Here is a 24279-nt window from a genome sequence, read left to right on the forward strand (position 1 = left end):
TTTCTGTTCTCACTTTAAGATCAACGGCACCCAACCGGTTCGCATCTTTCTTGCTCCAACCTCGATGTGGGAGCCTTCCCAGACAGCAAACGCGATCTGGGACGGCGTCACGGCTGAGAAGCCAGCGGGTAGCGGCCGCGAGATGACAACGGCCCACCCTTTAGGCGTCTTGACGCCTTTCCCTTTCGAGACTGCGTTCGGGGCCGGAGATAGTGTGCTCGGCCCTTCCGCTATCAGATCCTCTACCGGTTGCTCGCGTGGTCCGGAGCGCCGGCTTCCAAGTGCACGGGCCGGAGCGTACCGAGCCGCAGCCTCGGCTTGAGCCTGCGGGTTATTCTCGAGCGGCTTGGCCTCCGCCGGGTAGTGGTCGATCGATGCATTCGGATAGATCGCGTTGATATTATCGGCCCGTCCCTCAACGATCGCCTGCCAATCGGCACGCCAGTATGAGATCTCAACTGTTTTCCCGACCTCACCCATCTGCGGGGCCGGGACATTTGGATCGACCTTTGAAGGAAGCTGTACGGCACAACCATCAATGAAATGTTTAGGCCCTGGAAGATCGCTTTGGCTTTCGTCCAGCCACTCGAGCCTGAATGCTATCTCGCTGCCGTTGCTGATCGCTTTGACCAGTATCTCAGAAGTCGACGGCTCCAGTAGACGCGGCTCTACAAGATCCTGCAGGATCATTCTTGATGAGTGGAGTGAGACTGCATCCCAGACGGCCGCATTTGGATCAAGCGTGATCTCCTTGACCTGCGCCACGTTGACCTCGGCTGTCGGCACCTGAACCTTATTGCACGAAGTTGTGAATAAAAGAGCCAGAATAGTAAGCGACGTTACGAATCGCATATAGAACCTCCTCACGGACAATTGGTGCGCGTGATCTGATAGAGCTTGTCGTATGCCGGGCGTATGTGGACCGGTTCCTTGAACGGAACATTGACCAGCTCTTTTCCGTTCTCATCCATCCCTATCGCCTTATCCCCGACGCGCTTCCATTTGCGCATTATCGCCTCGGTCGAGCCGAATAAGCCTAATAAGCTGGTCAGATCCTGATCGTTCGGTGCGTTCCGGTAGATCTCAACGGCTTTATCCGTGCCTGGGCCGAACATCTGGCGGGTAAAGGCCGTCGGTACGTGGATCGGCGGAATGTAATAGACGTTCGGCTCAAGGCCAAACTGAGGGAAGAGCGGTAGCGCCACCTTTTTGATATGTACTAGATAATCGATCGGGTTGTCGGCCTCGGCCTTGTCTGGCGTATTGATAAATCCGGCAACACGGATCTTTCCAATGCAGTTGGCGAAACACTGTGGTGACAGCCCTTGTTCGATCTTGGGATAACAGGCGATGCATTTTTCCGATGTCGACGTCATCGGGTTGAAAAACACCTTCTTGTACGGACAGCCGCGAACACATTCCTGATAGCCGCGACAGCGGTTTTGATCAACGAGAACGATGCCGTCCTCGGGCCGCTTGTAGATCGAACCACGAGGGCACGATGCCAGGCAGCCTGGATAAGTGCAGTGATTACAGATACGAGCGAGATAGTAGAACCATGCCATCTGATGGGGTATGTCGATACTTGCTCCATGCTCGATGCCGCCGGCACAGTCGTCTTCGCCGACGTTCGGATAGGCGTAATCTTCGTCCTCCGGCCTCCAGCCGAGAACGCGTTCGCCGGCCGGTGCTGACTCAAAAATGGTGCTTCCTTTATAGACAGATTCGCCATTTTCCTCGCCCCAATTTTGCCCATCGAGCAAACTCAGGAGATTAAGGTCCCAGGCAAGCGGATAGGAACCGTAAGGCTTGCGTTCGACGTTGTTCCAGAGCATGTACTCCTGGCCCTTGCCCGAGGTCCACGTTGTCTTGCACGCCAGCGTGCAGGTTTGGCACGCGATACACTTATTCGTATCGAAAACGGCTGCAAATTGCTTTTGCGGCCTGCTTTCCGGATACCAATAGGACATTTCTCGTCCGAGTTGCCAGTTGTTTACGCGAGCCATAGTTTTTTCTCCGTGTTGTTATCTTTTCTATCTGTGTCGCCGCGGTATCCCGCGAGGTTCATTTGTTGCTGGGGCGTAAAGAAATCGCTAAGAACAAAGATCTGCCTTCCAAAGTGAGTCGTCCGGGCGGCTAGGGTAAGCGAAACGATCGCGAGGATAAGAACAACGAGTGCATTCCAACGCGCCAGGCCCTTTCCGCGGAACATTCGTATCAGGCCGACGAGAGCGAATATGCCGGTCAGTTCGATCGCGAGGAATGTCGGCAGAGCCGACGCCCTGTGGGCGACTATGTTTGTCCACGGCGGCCCAGCCATTAGAGCTGCACCTTTACCGGCTATCTCACCCGTTGCGTAAACGGCTAACGTTAGTAACGCCGTTACGACAAATAGCCATAAACCGTTCCGGCTGACCTCTCGGCCCGACCGCCACATTCCATACAGAAGCATCGCAATGCCGAGTACCATTCCGATCAGGGGTATGTAGTTCAGAAAAATGTGTATTCGTGTCGGATCCATTTGCTTTGCTATTTCTTGCCGACAAAATCTCCGGCGATGTAACGCTTCATTGCATCCGATTCATTTCTCGGTCGGATGCCAAGCTTAGTTGGACGCCATAGCAGCTCGTCACCGATGCCGCCTGGCTCTGCCTTGGTGATCTTGATAAATGATTCGCGCGGAGCACCCGTTGGGCAATGGATATCTGCCGCAAAACCCTTTCCCATCTCCTGGCCGAACATGCCCTTTCGAACCAGTGAATCGGTCATCCAAGTCGGTTTTAGCCAACCGCGGGTTGCGGATTGGTGTGAGCCCGAGCGAAACATTGCCTGATAGTTTGTCCGTGGATTCTTTGCCAAGCCGTCTTTACGCTCCTGCTGTCCCTGCTGGGAGCCGGGCGTCGCGCCGTACATGTTAAACCACATACGCGTCACGCCGCGAGGGGTGCCCGGATAGTACCTCGCACGACAGAGAAGCCGCGCGAATGCATAATTCTTCTTATCGTTCTGCCAGCCGCGAAACGGCCGGTCTTCCGGGTCGGCGTCTATCCAGACGTAGTCGCCGTCATTGACGCCGAGCTCCTGTGCATCGGTCGGATTGATGTCGACATAACCCTCGGTAACAAACGGCGAACGTTTGTCGTGGCGGTAGATGTCGCCGAACGGTCCAAAAAGCATCGCGTTCATATCCGTGTCGATCGGCGTCGTGTGCGAACCGTGGCGGAATTTCGGCGTGTGGAATATAAACTTGTAATCGTCCTTGATCAGAGGATGAGCCGTCTTTTTCGCTTCTGCCCAGGTATAGATAACGTTACGGCCGCAGCGAGTTTCGCAGCTTAGGTCGTCGCGTTTGACTCCGTAGTCCTCCGGCGTTTTCGGACGCATCGCTTCATGCGGCGCGGAGATAATGATATTTGGTTCGTAAAATGTCGAATCGACTGGTTCGCGGTGAATGGGCAGATTCTCGCCGGCGTCGATAAACTCGTCCTCTTCGCGATAAAATTCAAGCCTGCCGCTCTTTGTGTACCAGGGCGTGGCGTCGACCAATTGATCGTATCCGACATTTTTCGGCGTCGTTCTGCTGTTGATAATCGCCGGCACACCGTTGATCGCCTTTTCGTGGAGATCTTTGAACGAATAGCCTTTGGTGTTTGTCGAATGATCGAGTATCCGCTGCAAGTAGACGTCCGTCCTATCCTCGCGGACAAATTTCCAGTAGTCGTTAAAGCGATTGTCCCCAGTCAGATCAGCGAGTTTTGACGCGACCGTAGCGTAAACCTCGATATCGCCGATCGTATTGAAGATCCGAGGGATCGGGGTTTTTGGGAATACGAGCAGGAACGGGTTTGTGACCGACGCGGTCATGTCCGGATGTTTAAGTTCCGCCCAGGAATCAACGCCGAAAACGACGTCCGCCCATTCGCATGACGTCGACCACCACCACTCGTTGACCGCGATCAGTTCGATCTTGGGCAGTGCGTTGACGACCATGTTGTAGTGCCATTTGACGTTACCGAGGATCGAATTTGCATTGGCGAACCAGAGCGATTTTGTCGGGCACGGCATATGGGTCTTGCCGGTCAAAAGAGCATTGCCCACACGCAGGGGATGGTCTTCGTGATTGTAGTAGTGAGCCGACTCTGCCCGCCAGTACTGCTTTGGCCGAGCTGATTTTGTCTCGTCAAGCTCAATGTCGAACGGATCCTCGTTAATGTATTGCGGTGCCCCGTTAAACAGAGCGGTGCGGTAATTTCCGGCATATGATCCGACGTTCCCGCCGATCTTGCCGACATTTCCGGTGAGGGACGCGAGCAGAAAAACGTCGCGATCCTTGTTGTCGCTATTGAAGAACTGGTTCGGGCCCATTCCAAGTGCAAAAAGCGTCGTTCCCGGCTCTTTGGCGAAAAGCCGAGCCAACTTCTGCACGGCGGCTGCCGGTGCCCATGTAAGTTCCTCAACCGTCTGCGGCGTAAAATGTGCCGCATATTCCTTGACCAGATCGAATACCGGACGGCATCTGACCTTTGTGCCGTCGGCGAGGACTACTTCGATGGATCCTTCAAGCATGGCGTCCACGGCCTTGGAATTCTTACCGACATCGTCGCGCGTAAGCGGCTGTGCCCCATTCTTTTTAGCATCCCAGAAAACGTAATCGCCCCATTCAAGCCGGAGCTTTTCAGGCACGACATTCTGCACTGTCTGTTGGATCGGCGGCGGGGCCTTCTCACCATCCTTGACGATAAATGTTTGTTTTAGAACGGCAGGATCGCCCCCGAAAACCTCTGCAGCCTTGAGATATTTGAGCGTATCCATCCTGACCAGGATCGGCATGTCCGTCCACTGCTGGACGTATTCCTTGTCATACAGGTTTTCCTGCATGATCACGTTGGCAAAGCCGAGCGCGAGAGCCGGCGTCGTTCCGGGACGGACGACAAGGACATCGTCGCCCTTCGTGGCCGTTGCCGAATATTCGCAGGCGATGACCACGACGCGAGTTCCTTTCATCCGTGCCTCGGTCAGCCAGTGAGCGTCCGGCATTTTCGTCGTGATCCAGTTCATTCCCCAGACGACAACCGTTTTGGCTTGCTCAACCGAGTTAAGATCGAATTCGACCGTCTGCTGGCCGGTGACCATCGTGTGTCCGGGAGGCAGATCGGTGTGCCATGAATAATTGTCAAATCCCTTGGGCCCCATCGCCTTGTCCGGCCCGACGCCGCGGATGTGAGAGTCTAGCAATGCGATCGAATTCGCCATTCTGTACATGCCGAAAACGCGCGTCATGCCAAGCAGCGGCATACCACCGCGGAATTTCATCACTTGCGTGCCGACGCCCTGTGTTGCCTCGATCACCGCCTCGTCATAATGCTGTTCCTTGAGCTTTCGCTTGCCTTCATCGCCCGTGTATGTTTCAGCGATGTTCTTTAACGCAGCGGCTACAATGACGGCCCCTTCATCGTGGGACATTCGCACCCATTCGTCCCGGGCACGCTGGAAATATTCCTCCGGCGGACGCCCGTCGGCTCCGCGAGGGAAGCCTGCCTCGTACCATTTCTTATATCCGGCTCGAACCATTGTTCCGTTTACTCGCCGGTCTCCGTAAAAGCGCCGCGTTAGAGCAAGGCCCTTTTGGCAGACACGCGGGTCCCACCGATGCGAAGTACCATTGCCGAGCAGATCGACGGCCTCGCCGTATTTCATTGTCGGGCCGATCCGGGTAATGACGCCCTGACGGACATGCGCGTTGAGCAGGCAGTTGTGCGTATCGTTAGGAGCACAGGTAAAGGTATAACGCGAATCATAAGCCCAGAGGTCGCGATAGACCTTTTCCCAATCACGGTTCGGATAGGCGGCTAGAGGATTTGTTATGGCTTCAAGTCCCCAGGCGTTCGTCGTCGATGCGACGAGAGCGCCAAAGCCGGCAGCAGTGATCCTTGCCATAAATTCGCGTCTAGAAATTTCTTTTTTCATATCATTCCTCGTTATTGCTCAACTACTTAACACTTAACGACCGTATATAGGTCACGATCGATTCGATCTCAGCCTGCGTCAGCACGCGTCTGATCGGCGATGGGTTTGCAAATCCCTGCATCACCGTTTCGCTTCGTCCGCGTTTTATCATTTCGACCAGAAAGGTGTCTGAAACACTAGAAAGAAAGGCCTTGTTGGCCAAAGCCGGGCCGTCGCCACCGACGGCGTTCTTTCCGTGACAACCTGAGCAATTTGAGGCAAAAAGTGTCGCTCCGAGATTCCCGTCGCCCATTGCCCAGATCTGCGGTTTGGGGTCCGGCAGTGCCTGAACGTTTCCTCCGAGCCCACGAATGTACGCGATGACAGACCGCAGCTCATCATCATTAAATCCATTCACACGATCGCCCCACGGAAGCATCGGACGCCCCGGACGCCCATTTCGTATCGTTTGGAAGAGAAAATCGTCAGAGGCGAGCTGGAGGAACTCCGGACTCGTTATCGACGGATTCGGAACAAGGCCCGGGAACCGGGTTCCACGTCCGTCTGCCGCGTGACAACTTGAACAAACCGCGGTGTAAATGGTCTCCCCATCCTTAGCAAACTCGCGTTCGCCGAAACGCATAGCTCGGACGCGGTCTTTCGGAAGATAGACGTCAGGCAAGGTGCGCCGTCTGAGCGAAAGTGTATAGAGCGTCAGCAGGTCGATCTGGCTATCAGACAAGCCAAGTGCGGGCATTTGCGAACCCGCGACCGTGGACGCAGGTGAACGGAAATGCTGGACGACCCAGTTGGTTAAAGTGTGATCGCCCGGAACCTTAGTGAAATTCAGTTGATTCGGATCTTTGTAACCCGAGAGGGATAGATTGACGCCCGCGTCACCGCCAAAACTTCCGACGGTATGACAACCAGCGCACCCGACCGAATTGAACTGCGCCTTTGCTTCGATCAGTTTCGGCGCACCCATTTGGGTGTCGAGAAAGATCTTCAGAGCCGAGCGGTCTGCCTCGGCTACCTCACGAAATGAGGTTTTCCAGGCCGGGTCCGTCGCCTGCTGAGACTTTTGCAGGTGAGCCGCATACCATTCGGCGTTGTAGCCTTTCAGGCCGACATGTGACAGGTCGGGGCCTTCCATTCCCGTCACATTGCCGCCCGGACGCAGCGTGCCTCCGCGGCCGTCGAGACGATGACACGCGTAACAGTCGAGCCTTTCAAACGTCTTGCGGGCACTTTCGAGGGTCGGCAGATTGGGAACATTCAGCGGCGTGTGACAGGTTCCGCAACTCGCGTAGGCATACTTCGAGGGCAGCATCGGCTCGGTCCAGAAGTGAACATTACCGTGAGCATCGTCTTTCTCAGTTGCTTGTCCCTGTCCACCATGACAGGTCGTGCAGCCGATCTCGGTCGGGGAATGGACGACTGGCTTGTGGGCTGCGCCTACCTTTTGATCGGACGTGATCTGCTCGCCGGATGCCATCCCGACATGACAAGTGACGCAGCGGTCCGTTACTTTGAGCTGCGGATTCACTATCTGGCGAAGTCGCAGATCGATCGGGCCTTCAGTGGTCTTGGCGTTCCCCTGAATGCTGTGCCAGTCCTTCATAAAGTTCTCTGACACGGCAGCCGCAGCCAGGAGCAAAAAGACCCCGATACTTGAAACCATCAACAAATATTTATTCTTGTTCATTGCGTCAATGGCCTCCCCAATCAGACGGCGACCAGAAGAAATCCCAGTTCGGCCCGCGGAAATATGTACCGATCACGGTCAACACAATGAAACCGCATAGAAAGCACGTAAACAGGGCCAGTGCACCTGCACGAGTCGAGTTGTATCTTCGAACGGCCCATATCGAATACGTCGCGTAGATCGCCGTCAGGACAGTCCCGGGATTGATGAACGTAATAAAAAGTTGGGGAATGTTAGGGAACCACTCGCGAAGCCAGCCGAACTTAATGGCAAACGCCTCGACAAGTATCGACGCGGCAAAACCCACCACGACGGACCACTTCACGAGTTTCCGGCCGCCCGGACCGCCAAACCATTCGCCTGTTCCTTCCTTTTCACGGTCGAGAAATGGGATCAGACCCAAGCCGATCACGCACAGCATCGGAATACCTATGCCACCCATGAATGCCGAGAACGATACGATCTCCTGGAGCCCGAGAAAGTACCACGGGGCCTTTGCCGGATTCTCGGGAACGAGCGGATTTGCCAGTTCTTTCAACGGCGCGTCAGAAACGAATGCCAACGCGACGCAGATGAGAGTTGTCAGCATCAGCACGCCAAGCTCGGCATAGAAAAGGTGCGGCATTGACGGAACCGTGTGTTCCGGGCCGCTCCCGACGGCAGGCGTTTTGCCCTTCACGACGGCGGCTAGGTGATATGTTTTCGTCGGAGCATCCGTAAAGACCGGATAGAATTCTTTGGCTTCCTGGCCAACCAGTTCATCGGCATTCGCCGGTTTTGCGAGCCCACCATCCTTGCGTATTCGCCAGAAATGCACCGCCATCAACATAACAAGAGTCAGTGGCAAGATCATTACGTGAAGCAGATAGAATCTGATCAACGCCTCTTCGCCGACCTTGTCAGACCCAAGCAATATTTCACGCTGCAGGCCGCCGATATCTGCCCAAGCCGTGATCCCAAGTGCGTCGGTGATCTCTCGAGGACTCTGCGCGATATTGGCGCCGATCGTGATCGCCCAGTAGGCGAGTTGATCCCAAGGAAGCAGATAACCCGTAAACGACAGGCCCAGTGTTGTGACTAGCAACCCCCAGCCAATGAACCAGTTGAATTCCCTCGGTTTTCGGTACGAAGCGGTGTAGAACGCCCTTGCCATGTGCAGTATCACGGCGACCACCATCACGTTAGCGGCCCAGCGGTGGATGTTCCGCATAAACCGGCCAGTAGGTACAATGAAATGAATGTCCTTGATCGATTGATAGGCTACGTCCGGATACGGCTTGTAGTAGAACATCAGCAGGATGCCGGTGACCAGAGTTATCAGAAATGCCGCAGTCGTCATTATGCCGAGACCCATGGTCGTGCTCCAACGCAGGCTCCAGAGATGGGTGCGAACCGAATGAAGATGCAGGAAGACGTTGCCGAAGATAAACGACGACCGCGTGCGATCGGTCTTTGGCGGACCGCCGCGAAACATCGCCCGATAAACGTGATTAGGGATGCCCCGCAGATTGATCCAGAATTCGTGTAATGCTGAATAGCCTTCTGCTTTCATGGTCTACACCTTTGTTCCAGTTTTTACAGTTGCTTCCTCGTCGATCGTAAGAAGAGCTCCGTTTTTTGAGACCTTAAGCCAAGGTAGCGGTGTCGGAGCAGGCCCTTTTCTTACAGTTCCATCTTTCTGAAAGCCCGACCCGTGGCAGGGACAGTCAAACCCGGCGGCGCTCGTCTTAACGATGCATCCCAAATGCGTGCAAACGGTCGAGATAGCAAATACGCCATCAGCATCGCGAAAGACCGCAACGTTTCGCCCCGGCGGTACGAACGCTTCGCCCTCCGGATGGGTGTCCGGTAACGCCACATTAAATTTCTTTGCTGGAGAAGCCGACACGGCTGCCTTTGGAAGTTTCAGCATTCCGAAGATCGAGAGTGCAAATGCCGCCGCCATCGAACCCAGAGCCGCGAGCCCCAGAAAATCCCTCCGCGGCATCGGTTCCGGGTCAAAACGTGATTTCTTTTCACTTGGATGTGTCGTCATACTGAACTCCAATTTGTTGAAAATGTGACTCGTTCCATCGAGATGGCATCGACCGGGCAGCGGATCGCGCAGAGAGCACAGCGAATACAGCGGTCCTCGTCTTTCAGGATCGCCGAGTTCTCAGTCAGATCTGCGTCCTCTCCAAGTGAGGCACCTATCATCGAGTCGACCTCGGTATCGAACTCAAGCTTATCGAGCGAGATCAGCTTCAAACATTCGGTTGGGCAAACGTCCGCGCAGCCACCACACAGCACACACCGGCTGCCATCAAACACCGGCGTTACTCCACAATCTAGGCAGCGTGACGCCTCGAGCATGGCCTCTTCACGGCTGTAGCCGATCTCAACGACGTTTTCGGGATGCTTGAGCCGCTCGGCCGGTTCGATCGTTGGCACCTCAACGCGGCGGATCGATTCGTAGCCGCGTTCACGCCGGTATCGGTCAAGAACGACATGTGTTTTGACCAATTCATGCTCGAGAGCATTACCGGTCAGGTATTGATAAACGGAACGCGCTGCTGCCTTGCCGGACGCGACGGCGTCGATCAGCAAACGCGTTCCGTGAGCGAGATCACCGGCGACAAAGACGCCCTTTGCAGTGGTCTGCAGCGTGATGGGGTCAACCTTGAGCCAGTCGCCTCGCATTCGCTCAACGTCCTGTCCGCCGTCCTCCAAAAATGAAAGGGCTGGTGCTTGGCCAACAGCGAGAAGGACGGTGTCGCAGGGAATTAATTTCTTTTCATCATCATCGTAGAGCGGTGAGAATTTTTGATCTTCGTCGTAGACCCGCAAGCATTTGCGAAACGCGACGCCGGTGACTCTGCCTTTTTCGTCGCGAACTACCTCCGTCGGTCCCCAGCCGTTGCTTCGCTTAATCCCTTCTTCGTCGCCCTCAACGATCTCGATCGTGTCCGCAGGCATTTCTTCCGCACCTTCAAGCGAGATCAGATGTACATTCGCAGTCTCGAAAAGCCTCGCGGCCGTACGTGCCGTATCAAAAGCTATCTGGCGAACGACCGACCTGGCGACGTCATAGGCAACGTTTCCACCCCCGATGACTACGATCTCGCGGCCCATATCGAGGTCTTCGCCAAGTGAGACAGCTCGAAGCAGATCGACGCCTCCGACAACGCCCGGGCCATCCTCACCAGTCAAGCCAAGGCCGCGGGATGATTTGGCACCGACCGCTATGATTACCGCCGCAAAATCCTCGCGGAGCTCGGCAAAAGCAATGTCTTCACCAACTTTTACTCCGCACCTGATCTCAACGCCGAGTGCCTCGATAACGGCAATTTCTTTTTCGATCAGTTCACGAGGCAAGCGATACGCCGGAACCCCGACCGCGAGCATTCCGGCTGCAACAGGCTCGATCTCAAAGACGACCGGCTTAAATCCCAGTAGAGCCAGGTCATGAGCGGCGGAGAGTCCCGCCGGGCCAGCTCCGATGATCGCGATCTTTTGGCTATCACCTTTTTCGATCGAACTGTTGGTCGCGGATCTTAAGAGAGCCGCCATCTCCTCAGCATCTGCGGCGACGGGCGGGATAAAATTCCTGATCGAATCCAATACTTCACTCGTCGGTCTCGCCTCCGGCCCGAAGTGATCACATGCAAATCGCTTGAGCGCACGAATTGCGATCGGCTGGTCCTGTCCGACGAACATGCCGTCGTCATTTACTTTGGGGATTTTTCCGCGGCGACAGGCGATCTCGCAAGGGGCTCCGCAGATGCGCCCGCAGATCGAGGCAAAGGGATTGGGACCACGGGCAATTAGGTATGCTTCTTCAAACCTTCCATCGGCGATTGCCCGAACATACCCGCGTGCGTCCGTATGAACGGGACACGCCACTTGGCACGAGATCAGGTTTTGATGGTAGTTCGCGTCCGGGACGTGAACATTTAGCCGCATCATAGTATTCGTTGTCACAAAATGTGTAAAACTTCTGGAATGCTATGCGGGTTGGAATGCTCAGAATATGACTTAAGTCATGTTTTGACTAATATTTTTAGCCGCCGATCGAACTCATCGAACGCGAGGAATACTCGAATGTAGGGGACCCAATGGTATGGCCGAATGTTTTTCTTGCGACAGCAAAACGAATAAGGTCGGCGACTTCGGTTCGCGATCCGCCGCTTCTCAGCAATTCTCGTACATCATATTCTTCACTAGAGAACAGACACGTTCTGATATGCCCATCGGCCGTCAGTCGAATTCGCGAACAGTCGCCGCAAAAGGCATCTGTGACGGGAGCGATCAGACCGATCTCGCCGACTGTGCCGTCAGCAAAGCGATACCTCCACGCTGTCTCACCTCTGCGAGACTGGTTTATAAGGATTATTGGAAAGGCCGAATTTATTTTTTCCCGGATCTCGGCAGCTGAGACGAGATGTTTTCGATCCCAGATCTGCCCGCTATCGAGGGGCATGAATTCGATGAATCTGACGGTTAAACTGTTTCTTCTTGCAAATCGAGCAAGGTCGACGATCTCATCGTCGTTTCGGCCCCGGATGATAACAGCGTTGACCTTTATATTAGGATAACCGACAGATCGTGCGGCCTCGATCGAGTCGAGCACGTCAGAGAGTTTGTCGGAGCCCGTAATTGAGCGAAAAGTGCCTGGTTTCAGACTGTCCAGCGAGAAGGTTATCCGGTTTAGACCACTTGATCGTAGCTGGGCAGCTTTATTTGCGAAGCTACTGCCGTTAGTGATCATCGCGAGTTCTTGAAGTCCAAGGGGTTTAAGACATGCAAGTTGAGCTATAAGTACCCCAAGGCCCTTCCTGACCATTGGTTCGCCGCCGGTCAGTCGTATCTTTTCAATACCCAAGGAGACGAACACCTCGCAGATAGAGTGTATCTCGTCGAAGGTCAGAAGATCCGGATCATTTGAGGTGCAAGGATCAGGATCGCAATAGAAACATCGAAAATTACAGCGATCCGTCACTGATACGCGCAGATCCTTGATTTTTCGATTGAAGGAATCAAACAACATTTCCTGTTATTCCGCCGCTGTTCTTAGTATGAGCCTACTTACGGTCTTGACTCTACTTGCGGTGCCGTTTGCCAATCTCCTTGGCCGAAGTTCTATTTCGGTTCTCGCTCGACAACATTAAAGGTCTCACTCTGCACGGCGAGAAAACATGATCTGCGTCATACTGCCGCAATCGGGTGAACGATATATTCAATTGGTGGTACTACACGCGGAAAAATTGTGAGCGACCGAGTTGATCCAGTAGAGGTATTCATATGCATATCAAGTTCTTAAAGTTCGTACTTATAGCAGCAATAGCGTCCATTCTCAGCCTTACAGTCGTTGCCCAGACGCCCGGTGGCACACCGTCGGCAGATGAGATGAGTGCTCGTGTAAAGCAACTGGAAAGTGAGGTCGAAACAATGCGGCGCGAAATGGCTGAGCTGAAGGCGTTGCTCGGGAAGAACGCGTCAGCTAAGCCAGTCGATTCGCCGGCAAAGCCGGATACTAGGCCAGCGGATGTTGCGAAAACAGATGTAAAACAAGCTCCTCAACCGAAAAAAGATCTGGGTGTCGATGTCGGATCCGCGCGCATCACCCCATACGGGACTATCTACTTCAATGCGTTTGGAAACAGTGGCGGAACTAATAATGCGGATGTTCCGCTATTTGCAACGCCAACCGGTAGCGGAAATGTAAGTGCGAGCGTCCGCCAAACCCGCTTGGGGGCGAAGGTCGAGGGGGCTAAGGTTGGTAACGCACGGCTCTCGGCGATTCTCGAAGCCGATTTCTTCGGCGGTTTTCCATCGGTCGGGATCGGCGAGAACTTTGGCGTTGTCAGGTTGCGACTCGCAAACGCTAGGCTCGACTGGGAGAAGACTTCTGTAACAGTTGGACAGGACTGGATGGTTTTCGCTCCCGTTAATCCGACTTCGCTCGCGGCCGCAGCGATACCGCAGATGGCCGGAGCGGGAAATAATTGGGCGCGGCTGCCTCAGATCAAAATCGAAAGAAAGGTCACGCCGGACATAACCTGGCAAGGAGCCGTACTTGCGCCGCAGACTGGCGACTTTGCGACAAACGCCGCGTTCTTAATCCAGCCGACGACGGGAGCGGCATCGCGTGTTCCATTTCTACAAAGCCGGATCGCGTTCAGCGGGAAAAATTGGCTTGGCAGCAAAAAGTCAGGAGCGATAGGATTTTCAGGACACTACGGAAGATCGCGCGTCTTTACGGGTGCGGCCAATGTTAGAAATGACATCGACACATACGGTGTTGCCGCCGACTGGAATTTTCCGCTTGCAAAACGAATCGGTGTCTCCGGGGAAGCGTTTTTTGGCAAAAACCTCGGCGGCTTTCAGGCCGGCGTCTTTCAAAGTTACAACAATGATTTTGCCTTTAGCCAGGGCGTCGCTTCGACCGCCGGTGGCGTTCGTGCGATCAGGACGCGCGGCGGATGGACTCAGATCGGTTTGACTCCGCCGACACTGAACGATCGATTGACTTTTTATGGAACTATTGGAATTGACGACCCTGAAAATCGAGACCTGACCAGCGTCACACGTCGCGACTGGCGTACTCGTAATCTGGCATTTGCCGGCGAGGCGATCTTTAAGTGGACTCCACAATTTTCGATCGCCCTTGAGCTTCGTCGCTTTTACACGACTTATCTATTCAGCGGAGCGCAGCATGCAAATCACGTAAATCTCGGAGCCTCGTATTCGTTCTGATAGTAGGAGTTTATGGACGGCTTTATACTCGCCGGCGGATCAAGCACACGTATTTGGGAATACAAAGCAAAACTGGTTCTTGAAGAAGTCCGGTTCATTTATCGCGCCGTTAAGGCGGTATCCGGGGGCGAGCGACAGCGGGTAGTAATTATCGGTGGCAACATCGTACGATATGAAAGATATTGCCGAACTAGCCGAGAGCCGGGTCCATATCCCTCGTACGATTTCACGTCAAACCCCTTATCATCTGGTACCGCCAACTCGACAAAAGAGGAAGAAATCAAACCCAGCCCCTGTTCCCGGAACGCTCGTTAGAGGCAAACGTAACTTCGGCCTTCTGGAGGTGAGTGAACTGCCAGCAATAAGAAACTGTAACTCCGAACGATGGATCGGCAGTAATAATGTTCAGATTGACGACAACTCCAAACGCAGATTCTCTTGGATCTGCGTTTTCCACGATTCGGTGACTTTTGCGGTATCGGCAAAATCTGACCATTTTTCAACTGCCTTTCGGACCTCAGCGACGATCGACTTTGCACGACCGCGTTTAAGCGAAACCGCCTCGGCGCATGCCTTAAAATCATTCATCGAAAAACCATCCCGTTTGCCGTTCATGGTCATCTGGTGACTCGATGTCCATACTCCAGACGGATTAAAGCTGTATGCCACATCAAACGCGGGGGCAAGAGACCATTTGCCCTCTTTGCCCATTAGAAAAGCGATATTCTTGACATGATCGTCCTGATTTCTCGCAAGGATGTTAAATGCCATCCGACGAAACATCTGCTCAATAGCGGATGTCGGGAGTTTAAGTTGACGCATGATCAGCATGGCTTGCTCGTAGCCATACGCGCCGGCATTGTTGAAGTCAAAATGAGCCAGGCCGCTTAATGAAAGCATGTGCAGCCTTTCGCCGTTCTCGAGACGGTCGAATCGCTTGGTCATGAAATGCCTTCTGCCGTTTTCTTCGAGTAAGCGGCATTCGTTCATCTGTATTTCTGCCTCGAGTGCCATTAGATAGTAGGCATACTCGATTGCTCCATAGCCCTGAGGATCGGCAAGTTCTTTGTCCCGATTTCCGGTGACTCCGTCGAACTTCAATAACCAATATTCAAATCCGTCGCCGGCTTTTCCTTGCCCAGACCTAACTTCATTGGTTTTCCGATTCCACGCGATCACCGCTTTCGCCCGGGCACCACCCGCGGAGGTTCCAACGCGAAGGATATCTCTGAGAGAATCAGGATCGTCAAAGTTAGTATCAAGATTGCTTCGTTGGTTCAAAACGTCCGAAGCCAGATTGACTAAAGCGTCAAGCTCGATCTTCCGAGAGGCCATCTCCTTTGGGCCCGTGCTCGGGAAAAATTCAAGGGCACCCATACCGCGTGAGCCCGTATAGCAGAGCCTTTCCACCGCATTAAAACTATCAGCGGACCGGCCTTGCGTTGCGAGCCAAGCATCAATGAGTGCGTTGCCAAACTTATCCGGTAGCGAATCAGCCAGCAAACCCGGCAAGCCGTGAAAGGTCACTAGTGGCAACTCCGGGAATACGTATATTGATCCAGTGAGCGGCATCACAATCGGTGAGACCTCGATGCCGCTTTTCATGAACTCTGGTGTGTACTCAAAGACAGCCACATCGTTGCGATCCTCAAGCGAAACAGCCCCGATGGTGCGTCCCCACAGCTTGACCTCAGCCAACGTTGTCATGACTCATCTCCCCAACTCCAGCCCGTCCCTTTCGAGCTTCGTAGTTCTTTCGAGGAGGCCCGTCGTCGTTTTTTCCCTTGAAGTTTCAGTTGAGCTATTGGGCTTGAAACAGGTTCTGGGAAAAGGACTTCTAAGCGCTGCTGTAATCCTAATGAGCGCAGGAGCCGAATTAGGCTTGTAACTTGTACCGATTCGCCTGCCTCTAGCCGTTCAACGGTTCGCTTAGACACGCCCGCTTGCTCCGCAAGATTTGCTTGGGTGAAGTTCTGATTCAATCGAATCATTGCAACACGTTCTCCGATTTCTTTAAGTATCGCTTGATCGGTCGTGTTTGTGTCGAATCTCATAATACGGCAATTATGGCGAGTAACTATGGTAATGTCAATATATATCGGCAAATATGGCGAGTAAAGTGCAACGCATCTTCAGGAGTATGATATCGTCATTAATAACGAGTTAGGACCGATTTTAGAGGCAGCTCGCCAATTTCGGCGAAGTGTAGCAAATATTCGACTATCTGGTTTCTGACTGAGATTATGTGGAAACCGGATCGCCAACTGGAAGTGTCTTTTCTTTGGTGGTCAGGGCACGATGACCTCCAGATACTTGGCTAGTACCGATTCAAGCTCAAGTTCTCTTGCTGCTTTTGCAAGTTTTGCTTCCGTAGTTCTTCTTGTTGCAAGAGCTTCTCTGGCGGCCTTTATGGCTGTTCGTTCACCTACCTTTGTGATGAATTTAAGAGCCTCTAGTGCCGCCCTTTCGACGGTGACGATTCGATAGCCCTTTTCATCTATGATCTGTTTGTCGAGGCTTGTTTTTGTTCGAATCAGTCTATAACCATTTTCTCGGGTTCTTTTCTCCGGAGGGACCATCATCCATATTTCTCCCGGAACCTGCTCGGCAAGGTTGTAATGATATAGAGCTGAAAGACCACCGATTGCTGAACCGGGCCCAAACTTTGAATATGCGATCTGGAATCCTACATCTTTATCGAGCGACGTCTTCGGATGAAGGTAGATTCCACGATCAAGACGAACGAGGTCCTTTGCAGCGACAAGCCTGGATATGTCTTGCTGACTAATTCCCGCAGCCTTGCCCTGAGCCAGTGTAAAGACCCCAAGTTTTTTTAACTTTAGTACCTGATCCTTACCCACCATTAAAGTATTGTGGTGCAAAGTGACATTTGTCAATGAATAATGTCGCGATGCACCAATCTGAGAAAGGTTGGCAGTTCAGATAACATCGCGCAAATATATAAAAGAGCGGTAGGCGAGAGGGGCAAAAGTAGTGAAAACCGGATACCAATTTATTGGTGTGTTAATAAGCCAGAATGACTAAGGAGATGGGGTTTCGTCACATTTGTTTCCCGAAAATGTCGCAAAACACTAAACAGAAAAATTAGTGTTTATTTTCGATCAGAATGTGTTATTTTGTTGTTCTCGCCAGTGTTATTTATCGACGTTCTAAGTGGGGAATAATCTTGGTAAGTTGGTTGCAAGATGGTTGCACTTTTCCCGACGCATACCTACTTAAAGCTTATAAGCGACAAGCAAGTTGCCGATTTTGATTGGTTTTGAGCGATTGTGAGAACTTGCGATTAACCCTCAGGTTGGTTGGGGTGCGAGAGGTCGCAAGTTCAAATCTTGTCGTCCCGACCATATAGAAAGAGCTCGCGGTTTGATTGGGCCGCGAGCTCTTTTCGATTAGATATTAAGATCTTATTCTTCGCCGCCCACTTTTCCGTCGTTAGTCATTGGCTCAGGCTCGCTGCTCGTGGCACTGCTCGCCTGGTACATCTTTTGATAGAGCCTGACCGAGATGAATTGATTTGCAAATGCCATCACGCCGCAAATAAGAATCAATATCACACCAAAAACCGGACCAAATGAGTAGTTACTGTTTGTTAAACCATTATCGGAGTTGAACCGAAAGAAAATCTCCCCGAGCCAGAAATATCTCACTATTAGGAAAAATGCTACGTAAGTGAACGTCACCCAGATAGCCCAAGCCCGCTGCGTTGCCCATAATACGCCATTCGCAAGAGCGATCAATACGACGCCGGAGACAGCGATAACGGTACATGCAAGGCCGGAATGGTACTCGTATCCTGACACCGCGTCTGCGGGCCTCCCAACGCTATTAAGCCAACTCCATGAATAGTATGTAAAAAAGGCCATTACGGCCGATGAAATGCCTAAAATGGCCAGAAATAGTTTTTTCCACATACCGGAATTTTATAACAGAGAAACCGCCGGATTACAAAGTCAATTTGAGATTCCAATACAGGCAAAATGATCGGAGAATCATATCGCCTGTATCCGCCCCACAATTATCATCAATTGTTACTTAATTCGGTTTAATGGTCAGATATATTGTCTGACCGCGTCTTGAAACAAGCAGCAGCAATGGCTTGTTGACGGCGGCATCCAGCATAGCTTTAACATCCGACACAGAATTGACCGGCTTCCGGTTTATTTCGAGTATTACATCACCCCGGGCGATTCCAGCTTCGGCTGACGGTCCGCTCGGGTCGAGGTCTGTGACGACCAGGCCTTCCGAGTCTGATTCAAGGCCGAGCTGCTTCGCGACTTGCGGCGTCACTGGCTGCAGGCTTAATCCGAGCTTGCCGCCCTGGTCCTTTCCAACTGGGCCTTCAGCATTAGGTTCTGTGCCGGTTTCGCCGGGTTTGTCCATCTTAGTATCAAATTCGTCCAGTGTTGCAACAAATTCCTGTTCCTTTCCATCACGCTGAACGGTTATCTTGATCTCCGTACCGGGAAGGGTGCCTGCGACCTTGTTGCGGAGAACATTACTATCTTCGATCTTTTCGCCATTTATTCCTGTAATTATGTCATTTCGCTTCAATCCGGCTTTATCTGCAGCACTTCCAGCTTTGACGTTGCTGACCAGTACGCCCGCACGCTCGGTCAAGTCTAAGGCTTTGGAGATCTCGTCGGTAATATTTTGAATGTTAACGCCTAACATGCCGCGCCGGACCCTTCCATCTTTAATGAGTTGATCCATTACCGATTTCGCCATATTCGACGGAATAGAAAAGCCGATACCGATATTTCCGCCGCTAGCACCGCCCGGCGAAAGGATCTGTGAATTGATGCCGATCAATTCGCCGTTCAGATTAACGAGAGCCCCGCCGGAATTTCCCCGATTGATCGGAGCGTCGGTCTGTAGAAAATCTTCGAAACTACCGTCGCTCAGGCCGGTGCGTCGGCCTTTGGCTGAAATAATACCGGCCGTCACAGTTTGCCCGATACCGAGCGGATTTCCGATCGCAAGTACGATGTCACCGACGCGGATTGTGTCGGAGTTGCCAAGAGTAAGGAACGGCAGGTTCTGCCCCTCTATCTTTAAAACGGCAAGGTCGCTCGGAGCATCAGTGCCAACGATCTTGGCTTCAAACGATTTGTTATCCGACATGAGAACAGTGATCTTTTCAGCTCCGTCTACGACATGGTTATTCGTTAGGATCGTGCCGTCCGAGCTCACAATTACGCCAGAGCCGAGGCCTCGTTCGATTTGTGGGCGTTGATTCTGTCTGGGCTGCTGTTGAGGAAATTGCCGAAAGAAATCTTCACCGAACGGGCTGTTTGGGATTGCCATCTGCTGCTGCGCCTTTTCCTTATTTTCGGCCTCGATTCGGACGACTGCCGGCGAAGTTCTGTCCACAACATCAGCATAGGAGGTGCGCATGCCGTCAACAACGACAGGAGCCGCAGGCACGGAGGGCTGAGCGTTGATCGGGGCCTCACCGCCAAGCAGATTTGTCTTGCACGACGATATGATCAACGAAAAAGCGACTAATGCAAACAATAAAATTTTTTTGTTGAACATCGAAATCTCTCCAAAAAACAGTAATTAAGATGATCCTGCAAGATTCGGGGCCGAACCTTTCGAGTATTAGATATTTTACGACAAACAGCCACCACAAGTTCGGCAAATCTTAAATTGTATCAGCCTGCCACCATTACCTTAGGCGTCTTGCCATCAAAGATATATGCGAGCGATTTGTAAACTAGTTTTGAGCAAAGGAACGCAGGCGAATCATAGTTCTCAAAATATGAATACTCTACGAGGTCCATGCCCACAACTCGTTTCTTTTCAGCAAGTTTGCGTATGAGAGTTAATGTTTCGTACCAACCCAATCCGCCGGGCTCCGGCGTACCGGTCGTCGGCACAATACTTGGGTCGAGTCCATCGATATCGATGGTCAAATAGACGTTTTCACTTAGCCCTTCGATGGCCTCATCGATCCAGTCGGTCCTGCCGGCAATGTCTCGTGCCCAGAAGATCTTCGTTGGTAAACCTTCGCTTAGTGAACGAGCTTCTTCGCCGGAGATCGAACGGATTCCAACTTGAACGGCCGGAATTCGCAAATCCTTGACCACTCGAGCCATAATCGATGCGTGCGAGTGCGGCGTTCCGTCATAGGTATCTCGAAGATCCGCGTGTGCGTCGATCTGGATGACGCTCAGATTTTCGTATTTTTCGTTGTGAGCCTTGATTATCGGTGCCGACACAGAATGTTCACCGCCGAGCATACAGATGAATTTGTTGAGTTCGAGCAGTTTCTTCGTGTAACTGTAGAGCTCTGACATCATTAATTCAGGCGTTTCGCGCGAAGTAAATTCTGGCAAAGTGTGTATACCGATCTTGTAAACTTCAGAATCGGTCTCTTCTTCATACAATTCCATATTGCGCGAAGCATCAATGATTGCCATCGCACCGGCTCCGGTGCCGGTGCCGTAACTGACAGTACCTTCGTATGATACAGGCAATATTAAAACCTCGGCGGTATCGAGTTTCGAGTAATTCTCGTCGTCGATACCGCCGAAATTCATCGGTAAGGTCTCTGATTCAGACATATATTATTCCGCGAAAGCCGGAAACCAAAGTTTATGGAACATCGATGCCAAGATCGCGTCCCGCAAAGCTAAAACTAGGCCGCTTTCGACCCTTCATAAACTTTGCAGCGGTCTGCGACAATGCAGTTATGATCATCGGAAGGGCAATGGACGGATCGCACGGCACGTACGCCGTCGTTGCTCCGCGGAGCAATTTGCCAAATTGAGATATGTGATTTCCACCGTAAGAAGGTGTGCGAATGTCGAGCGGTGCCGAATCGGTTGAGATCGATATCGCGTATTTGTGACCGCGAACGTTTGTTCGCGTAATGTACGACGATATTTCAGCGACATTGGCCATTTTCTGGCTGTTTGTGCTTCCTAGTGAAATGATGCCAGAATTTCGCGTTTTTTGAGCGATCTGCATCATTTCCATCGTATCTTGCGTCAAGTCGAACGATATATTTATCTTTTTTTCAAACTTAGCACGGGCGATACCAATTGCGATCTCCGATCCCGGCAAATCCGGACAATAAACAGGGATTCTTGCTTTGTAAGCCGATGTAAGAATACCGTCTTCGTGTGCGATCTCGGACAATTCGCGCCCCATCAGGTGCAGAAACTCACGTATCGAATATGAGCGTGTCAGATCGAGTTGGTTGATCACGCTCCCTATCCATTCGTCCGCTTCTTGATATTCTTCGTTATTTGCCAGTACATCGCCGATGCGCATAACGTCCGAAGCGTCGAGATCTTCGTCGCTCATGCTCGGATGAGCCTGATAGTGATTACGGCCGAGAATTTCGTGAATATCGTTGTATATCACTGTTCCGCTCACGACGATAACATCAACAAATCGGTTCTTTATCACATATGCGAGCAAACGACGCATTCCCGATGTAATCAAGTTTCCTGAGCCGCATAGATATATGGTCGAATTGTCATCGAGCATATCGAGCCAAATGCGGTGTGCTTCCGCCAGTTGTTTTGCACCAAATCCTGCACCTTCCATTTTCTCGAGCAGTCCGGCGACCGAGCGATCGCGATCGATCGGAACAGGCCGCGTCGGAACCGTCAAAAATTTAGAAGACTTTGTTTTCTTTTGAGCTACCATAATTTCTCCGCGTATAAACTAACTGATATCTAAGATATTAATTGCCATTTGATCCGTTTGGCGTCAGGTATGTATAACTGTCAACCTGATTTTCGTAATACTCGATCAATTGGCTGCCCTCGTTTGACGAGAGATCGCCACTCTTAACTCGCTGCAACACCATTCGCCGATACGTGTCATGCAACTGAACGGCATCAAACCGCACTGTTGCGAGCGAATCGCCCAGTGTCGCGCCGTAAATGACCTTTTTGATAATGTAACCGTCTTCGCCGATAAAAATATGAGCTTCGTGCGGAACGCCAAACAAATTATGGTTATTCCCCATAACTTCCTGGTAAGCGCCTACCAGCATCATTGCGAGATAGTAGGGCTCCCCTTTAACCAATTTGTGCAATTCCAATACTGGCTTAATGTCATGCAAATCGACGAACTTGTCCACAATACCATCGGAATCGCAGGTTATATCACAAAGCGTAGCATATTCTGTGGGCTTTTTGTTGAGTTTATGTATTGGGATGATAGGAAAAAGTTGTTCGAGTGCCCAATTGTCCGGCATTGAGCGGAAAACCGAGAAATTTGCGAGATACTTGACGCACATCAACCTTCTCAGATCATCGAATTCCTCGGAGACATACTTTTTCAATTGGGCGTATTCATCAGCCTTTTCACAAATATCCCAGAAAAGAACCTCGCCCATACCTTTAGCCTCAAGCGTGATCAATCCGAGGTTAAACATCGTAAACAGTTCTTCTCGGTGCTCGAGGGCATCGTGATAATATTCGCGATAATTTTTACCGTTGATCGTTTCACGAAGATCGTGAAGTTCTTTCACTACTTCCGGATCGTCGACGGCGATCGTCATCGGAATCAGATCTTCGACGACTGTCTCGATCTCGTCCTGAATATTTGTTACTAGGATCGCGTGATACGCGGAGAGGTAGCGACCTGATTCCTGGATGATCGTCGGATGCGGAACATTCTCGTCGTCGCAGATCGTTTTGATGACGTAGATCACGTCATTGGCAAATTCGCGGGCGTTATAATTTGCTGATGATTCGAACGACGTTCGGGAACCATCATAATCGACAGCCATACCGCCGCCGACGTCCAAGTATTGGATCGGAATGCCCATTTTGCTGATCTTTGCATAGGTTCGAGCGGCCTCCTTCATTGCGTTTTTAATGCGCTTGATGTCAGTGAGTTGCGATCCGATATGAAAATGCAGCAAACTGAGCATGTCGATCCTTCCAGCCTCCTGCAGACGTCGAATAACTTCGAGGATCTCAGTTGTCGTTAGGCCAAATTTTGCTGCTTCGCCGCCCGATTTTTCCCATTTGCCTGAGCCTTTTGAATAGAGTTTCACTCGAACCCCGATCGTGGGAAGCGGTATATTCTTATTTTCTTTCGCCGATTCCTCAGCTAACGCAAGAGTGTGGTCGAGTTCGCTCATCTTTTCGATGACGATCACGACGTTCTTTCCGGCTGCGGCACCAGCAAATGCAAGCTTAATAAAATCGCGATCTTTGAAACCGTTGAGCACCAAAAGGCTGTCTTTGGATTGCTCAAGCCCAAGTGCAGCGTATAGTTCCGCTTTTGATCCAGCTTCCAAGCCAAAATTATAGCGAGAACCTTCGCGCAGATATTCCTCAATGACAGCACGGTTCTGATTGACCTTCATCGGAAAAACGCATAAATGGCCGCCTTCGTACTCAAACTCTTTTATCGACTTGCGGAATGCGGTTTGGAGTTTCCGTATCTGGCCAAAGATCAACTGAGGGAACCGAAGGAGTATTGGGGTATTTACTCCACGCTTTCTAAGATCGTCGATAATGACCTTTACATCGGCTGTCAACGTCTCGTTTTCAGGTGCCTTAACGACTAAGTTTCCTTTACGGTTCACACCAAAATAGTCGGCTCCCCAATTGTCTATTCCGTAAGTTTCAATTGTCTGATCAATAACAGCGCTCAAATTTGGTTACTCCTGAATTGCGAACATCGAGAATCGCGAGTTTCTCGACAAAAACATAAAGCTTAATAAAAATCTTACCAGATTCAAAAGGCAACGCGTTAAAATGTTTGTCCTTTCCTCTTTAATCTTTTAGACCGCTTGGCATACTGCTTGCATTATTAGGGCTCGGGTAAAAGGGCACAGATGAGAGATATAGTAAAAATCACATGAAACTGGAAAAACGTGGCGAATATGGCCTAAAAGA

At 51.7% G+C, this 24279-nt stretch carries 18 protein-coding genes; 1 reads left to right on the plus strand and 17 read right to left on the minus strand.

Going from position 1 to position 24279, the window contains the following annotated elements; all coding sequences use genetic code 11:
• Nucleotides 1-9: 9 nt before the first annotated feature.
• The 9 genes from IPK01_17020 to moaA all read right to left on the minus strand — a co-directional run bounded on the left by IPK01_17020 (nt 10) and on the right by moaA (nt 12677).
• Complete coding sequence (locus tag IPK01_17020) at nt 10-852, minus strand: hypothetical protein (protein ID MBK7935134.1); 843 nt, start codon at nt 850-852, stop codon at nt 10-12.
• An 11-nt stretch (nt 853-863) separates the two neighbouring features.
• A complete protein-coding gene (locus tag IPK01_17025; protein MBK7935135.1) occupies nt 864-2006 on the minus strand; it encodes a dehydrogenase in 1143 nt (380 codons plus the stop codon).
• Entirely contained in the window at nt 1994-2521 is a 528-nt protein-coding gene (locus IPK01_17030; protein ID MBK7935136.1) for a hypothetical protein, read from the minus strand. The genes IPK01_17025 and IPK01_17030 overlap by 13 nt, the downstream gene beginning before the upstream one ends.
• 8 nt (nt 2522-2529) lie before the next feature.
• Nucleotides 2530-5967: a molybdopterin-dependent oxidoreductase gene (locus IPK01_17035; GenBank protein MBK7935137.1), complete on the minus strand. Its 3438-nt coding sequence runs from the start codon at nt 5965-5967 to the stop codon at nt 2530-2532.
• A gap of 22 nt (nt 5968-5989) precedes the next feature.
• Nucleotides 5990-7651, minus strand: a complete 1662-nt coding sequence (locus tag IPK01_17040; GenBank protein ID MBK7935138.1) for a c-type cytochrome — start codon at nt 7649-7651, stop codon at nt 5990-5992.
• Nucleotides 7652-7655: 4 nt separating this feature from the next.
• Nucleotides 7656-9203 (minus strand): cytochrome b N-terminal domain-containing protein, encoded by a 1548-nt coding sequence (locus tag IPK01_17045; GenBank protein ID MBK7935139.1) that lies wholly within the window; start codon nt 9201-9203, stop codon nt 7656-7658.
• A gap of 3 nt (nt 9204-9206) precedes the next feature.
• Nucleotides 9207-9686 (minus strand): Rieske 2Fe-2S domain-containing protein, encoded by a 480-nt coding sequence (locus tag IPK01_17050; GenBank protein ID MBK7935140.1) that lies wholly within the window; start codon nt 9684-9686, stop codon nt 9207-9209.
• On the minus strand, nt 9683-11596 hold the full coding sequence (locus IPK01_17055) for an FAD-dependent oxidoreductase (GenBank protein ID MBK7935141.1): 1914 nt from the start codon (nt 11594-11596) through the stop codon (nt 9683-9685). Before IPK01_17055 ends, IPK01_17050 begins: the two co-directional genes overlap by 4 nt.
• Nucleotides 11597-11690: 94 nt before the next feature.
• Nucleotides 11691-12677, minus strand: a complete 987-nt coding sequence (moaA, locus tag IPK01_17060; protein ID MBK7935142.1) for a GTP 3',8-cyclase MoaA — start codon at nt 12675-12677, stop codon at nt 11691-11693.
• 254 nt (nt 12678-12931) lie between these two features.
• Between moaA and IPK01_17065 the strand changes: the two genes are divergently transcribed.
• Nucleotides 12932-14386: a hypothetical protein gene (locus tag IPK01_17065; protein ID MBK7935143.1), complete on the plus strand. Its 1455-nt coding sequence runs from the start codon at nt 12932-12934 to the stop codon at nt 14384-14386.
• A gap of 405 nt (nt 14387-14791) precedes the next feature.
• Here IPK01_17065 and IPK01_17070 read toward each other — a convergent pair whose 3' ends face one another.
• From IPK01_17070 to speA, 8 genes are all read right to left on the minus strand, one after another.
• Nucleotides 14792-16093 carry a type II toxin-antitoxin system HipA family toxin gene (locus tag IPK01_17070; protein ID MBK7935144.1) on the minus strand — a complete coding sequence of 434 codons (1302 nt, stop codon included), beginning with the start codon at nt 16091-16093 and terminating at the stop codon, nt 14792-14794.
• Nucleotides 16090-16440: a helix-turn-helix domain-containing protein gene (locus IPK01_17075; protein ID MBK7935145.1), complete on the minus strand. Its 351-nt coding sequence runs from the start codon at nt 16438-16440 to the stop codon at nt 16090-16092. The genes IPK01_17070 and IPK01_17075 overlap by 4 nt, the downstream gene beginning before the upstream one ends.
• Before the next feature lie 234 nt (nt 16441-16674).
• Complete coding sequence (locus IPK01_17080) at nt 16675-17250, minus strand: type IV toxin-antitoxin system AbiEi family antitoxin domain-containing protein (protein ID MBK7935146.1); 576 nt, start codon at nt 17248-17250, stop codon at nt 16675-16677.
• 561 nt (nt 17251-17811) lie between these two features.
• A complete protein-coding gene (locus IPK01_17085; protein ID MBK7935147.1) occupies nt 17812-18318 on the minus strand; it encodes a hypothetical protein in 507 nt (168 codons plus the stop codon).
• A 121-nt stretch (nt 18319-18439) separates the two neighbouring features.
• Entirely contained in the window at nt 18440-19942 is a 1503-nt protein-coding gene (locus IPK01_17090) for a Do family serine endopeptidase (protein ID MBK7935148.1), read from the minus strand.
• Nucleotides 19943-20061: 119 nt separating this feature from the next.
• Nucleotides 20062-20973, minus strand: a complete 912-nt coding sequence (gene speB, locus IPK01_17095) for an agmatinase (protein MBK7935149.1) — start codon at nt 20971-20973, stop codon at nt 20062-20064.
• A 31-nt stretch (nt 20974-21004) separates the two neighbouring features.
• Nucleotides 21005-22066: a deoxyhypusine synthase family protein gene (locus IPK01_17100; GenBank protein ID MBK7935150.1), complete on the minus strand. Its 1062-nt coding sequence runs from the start codon at nt 22064-22066 to the stop codon at nt 21005-21007.
• Between the two features lie 37 nt (nt 22067-22103).
• The gene (speA, locus tag IPK01_17105; GenBank protein MBK7935151.1) at nt 22104-24035 is read right to left on the minus strand and encodes a biosynthetic arginine decarboxylase; all 1932 of its coding nucleotides are present in this window, start codon (nt 24033-24035) and stop codon (nt 22104-22106) included.
• Nucleotides 24036-24279 lie beyond the last annotated feature (244 nt).

The organism is Acidobacteriota bacterium (genome assembly GCA_016713675.1).
Classification (GTDB): Bacteria; Acidobacteriota; Blastocatellia; order Pyrinomonadales; family Pyrinomonadaceae; genus OLB17.

What these genes read in the sequence shown, in the direction of transcription:
- IPK01_17020 (MBK7935134.1), bottom strand. Translation starts at nt 852, where the DNA reads ATGCGATTCGTAACGTCGCTTACTATTCTGGCTCTTTTATTCACAACT.
- IPK01_17025 (MBK7935135.1), bottom strand. Translation starts at nt 2,006, where the DNA reads ATGGCTCGCGTAAACAACTGGCAACTCGGACGAGAAATGTCCTATTGG.
- IPK01_17030 (MBK7935136.1), bottom strand. Translation starts at nt 2,521, where the DNA reads ATGGATCCGACACGAATACACATTTTTCTGAACTACATACCCCTGATC.
- IPK01_17035 (MBK7935137.1), bottom strand. Translation starts at nt 5,967, where the DNA reads ATGAAAAAAGAAATTTCTAGACGCGAATTTATGGCAAGGATCACTGCT.
- IPK01_17040 (MBK7935138.1), bottom strand. Translation starts at nt 7,651, where the DNA reads ATGAACAAGAATAAATATTTGTTGATGGTTTCAAGTATCGGGGTCTTT.
- IPK01_17045 (MBK7935139.1), bottom strand. Translation starts at nt 9,203, where the DNA reads ATGAAAGCAGAAGGCTATTCAGCATTACACGAATTCTGGATCAATCTG.
- IPK01_17050 (MBK7935140.1), bottom strand. Translation starts at nt 9,686, where the DNA reads ATGACGACACATCCAAGTGAAAAGAAATCACGTTTTGACCCGGAACCG.
- IPK01_17055 (MBK7935141.1), bottom strand. Translation starts at nt 11,596, where the DNA reads ATGATGCGGCTAAATGTTCACGTCCCGGACGCGAACTACCATCAAAAC.
- moaA (MBK7935142.1), bottom strand. Translation starts at nt 12,677, where the DNA reads ATGTTGTTTGATTCCTTCAATCGAAAAATCAAGGATCTGCGCGTATCA.
- IPK01_17065 (MBK7935143.1), top strand. Translation starts at nt 12,932, where the DNA reads ATGCATATCAAGTTCTTAAAGTTCGTACTTATAGCAGCAATAGCGTCC.
- IPK01_17070 (MBK7935144.1), bottom strand. Translation starts at nt 16,093, where the DNA reads ATGACAACGTTGGCTGAGGTCAAGCTGTGGGGACGCACCATCGGGGCT.
- IPK01_17075 (MBK7935145.1), bottom strand. Translation starts at nt 16,440, where the DNA reads ATGAGATTCGACACAAACACGACCGATCAAGCGATACTTAAAGAAATC.
- IPK01_17080 (MBK7935146.1), bottom strand. Translation starts at nt 17,250, where the DNA reads ATGGTGGGTAAGGATCAGGTACTAAAGTTAAAAAAACTTGGGGTCTTT.
- IPK01_17085 (MBK7935147.1), bottom strand. Translation starts at nt 18,318, where the DNA reads ATGTGGAAAAAACTATTTCTGGCCATTTTAGGCATTTCATCGGCCGTA.
- IPK01_17090 (MBK7935148.1), bottom strand. Translation starts at nt 19,942, where the DNA reads ATGTTCAACAAAAAAATTTTATTGTTTGCATTAGTCGCTTTTTCGTTG.
- speB (MBK7935149.1), bottom strand. Translation starts at nt 20,973, where the DNA reads ATGTCTGAATCAGAGACCTTACCGATGAATTTCGGCGGTATCGACGAC.
- IPK01_17100 (MBK7935150.1), bottom strand. Translation starts at nt 22,066, where the DNA reads ATGGTAGCTCAAAAGAAAACAAAGTCTTCTAAATTTTTGACGGTTCCG.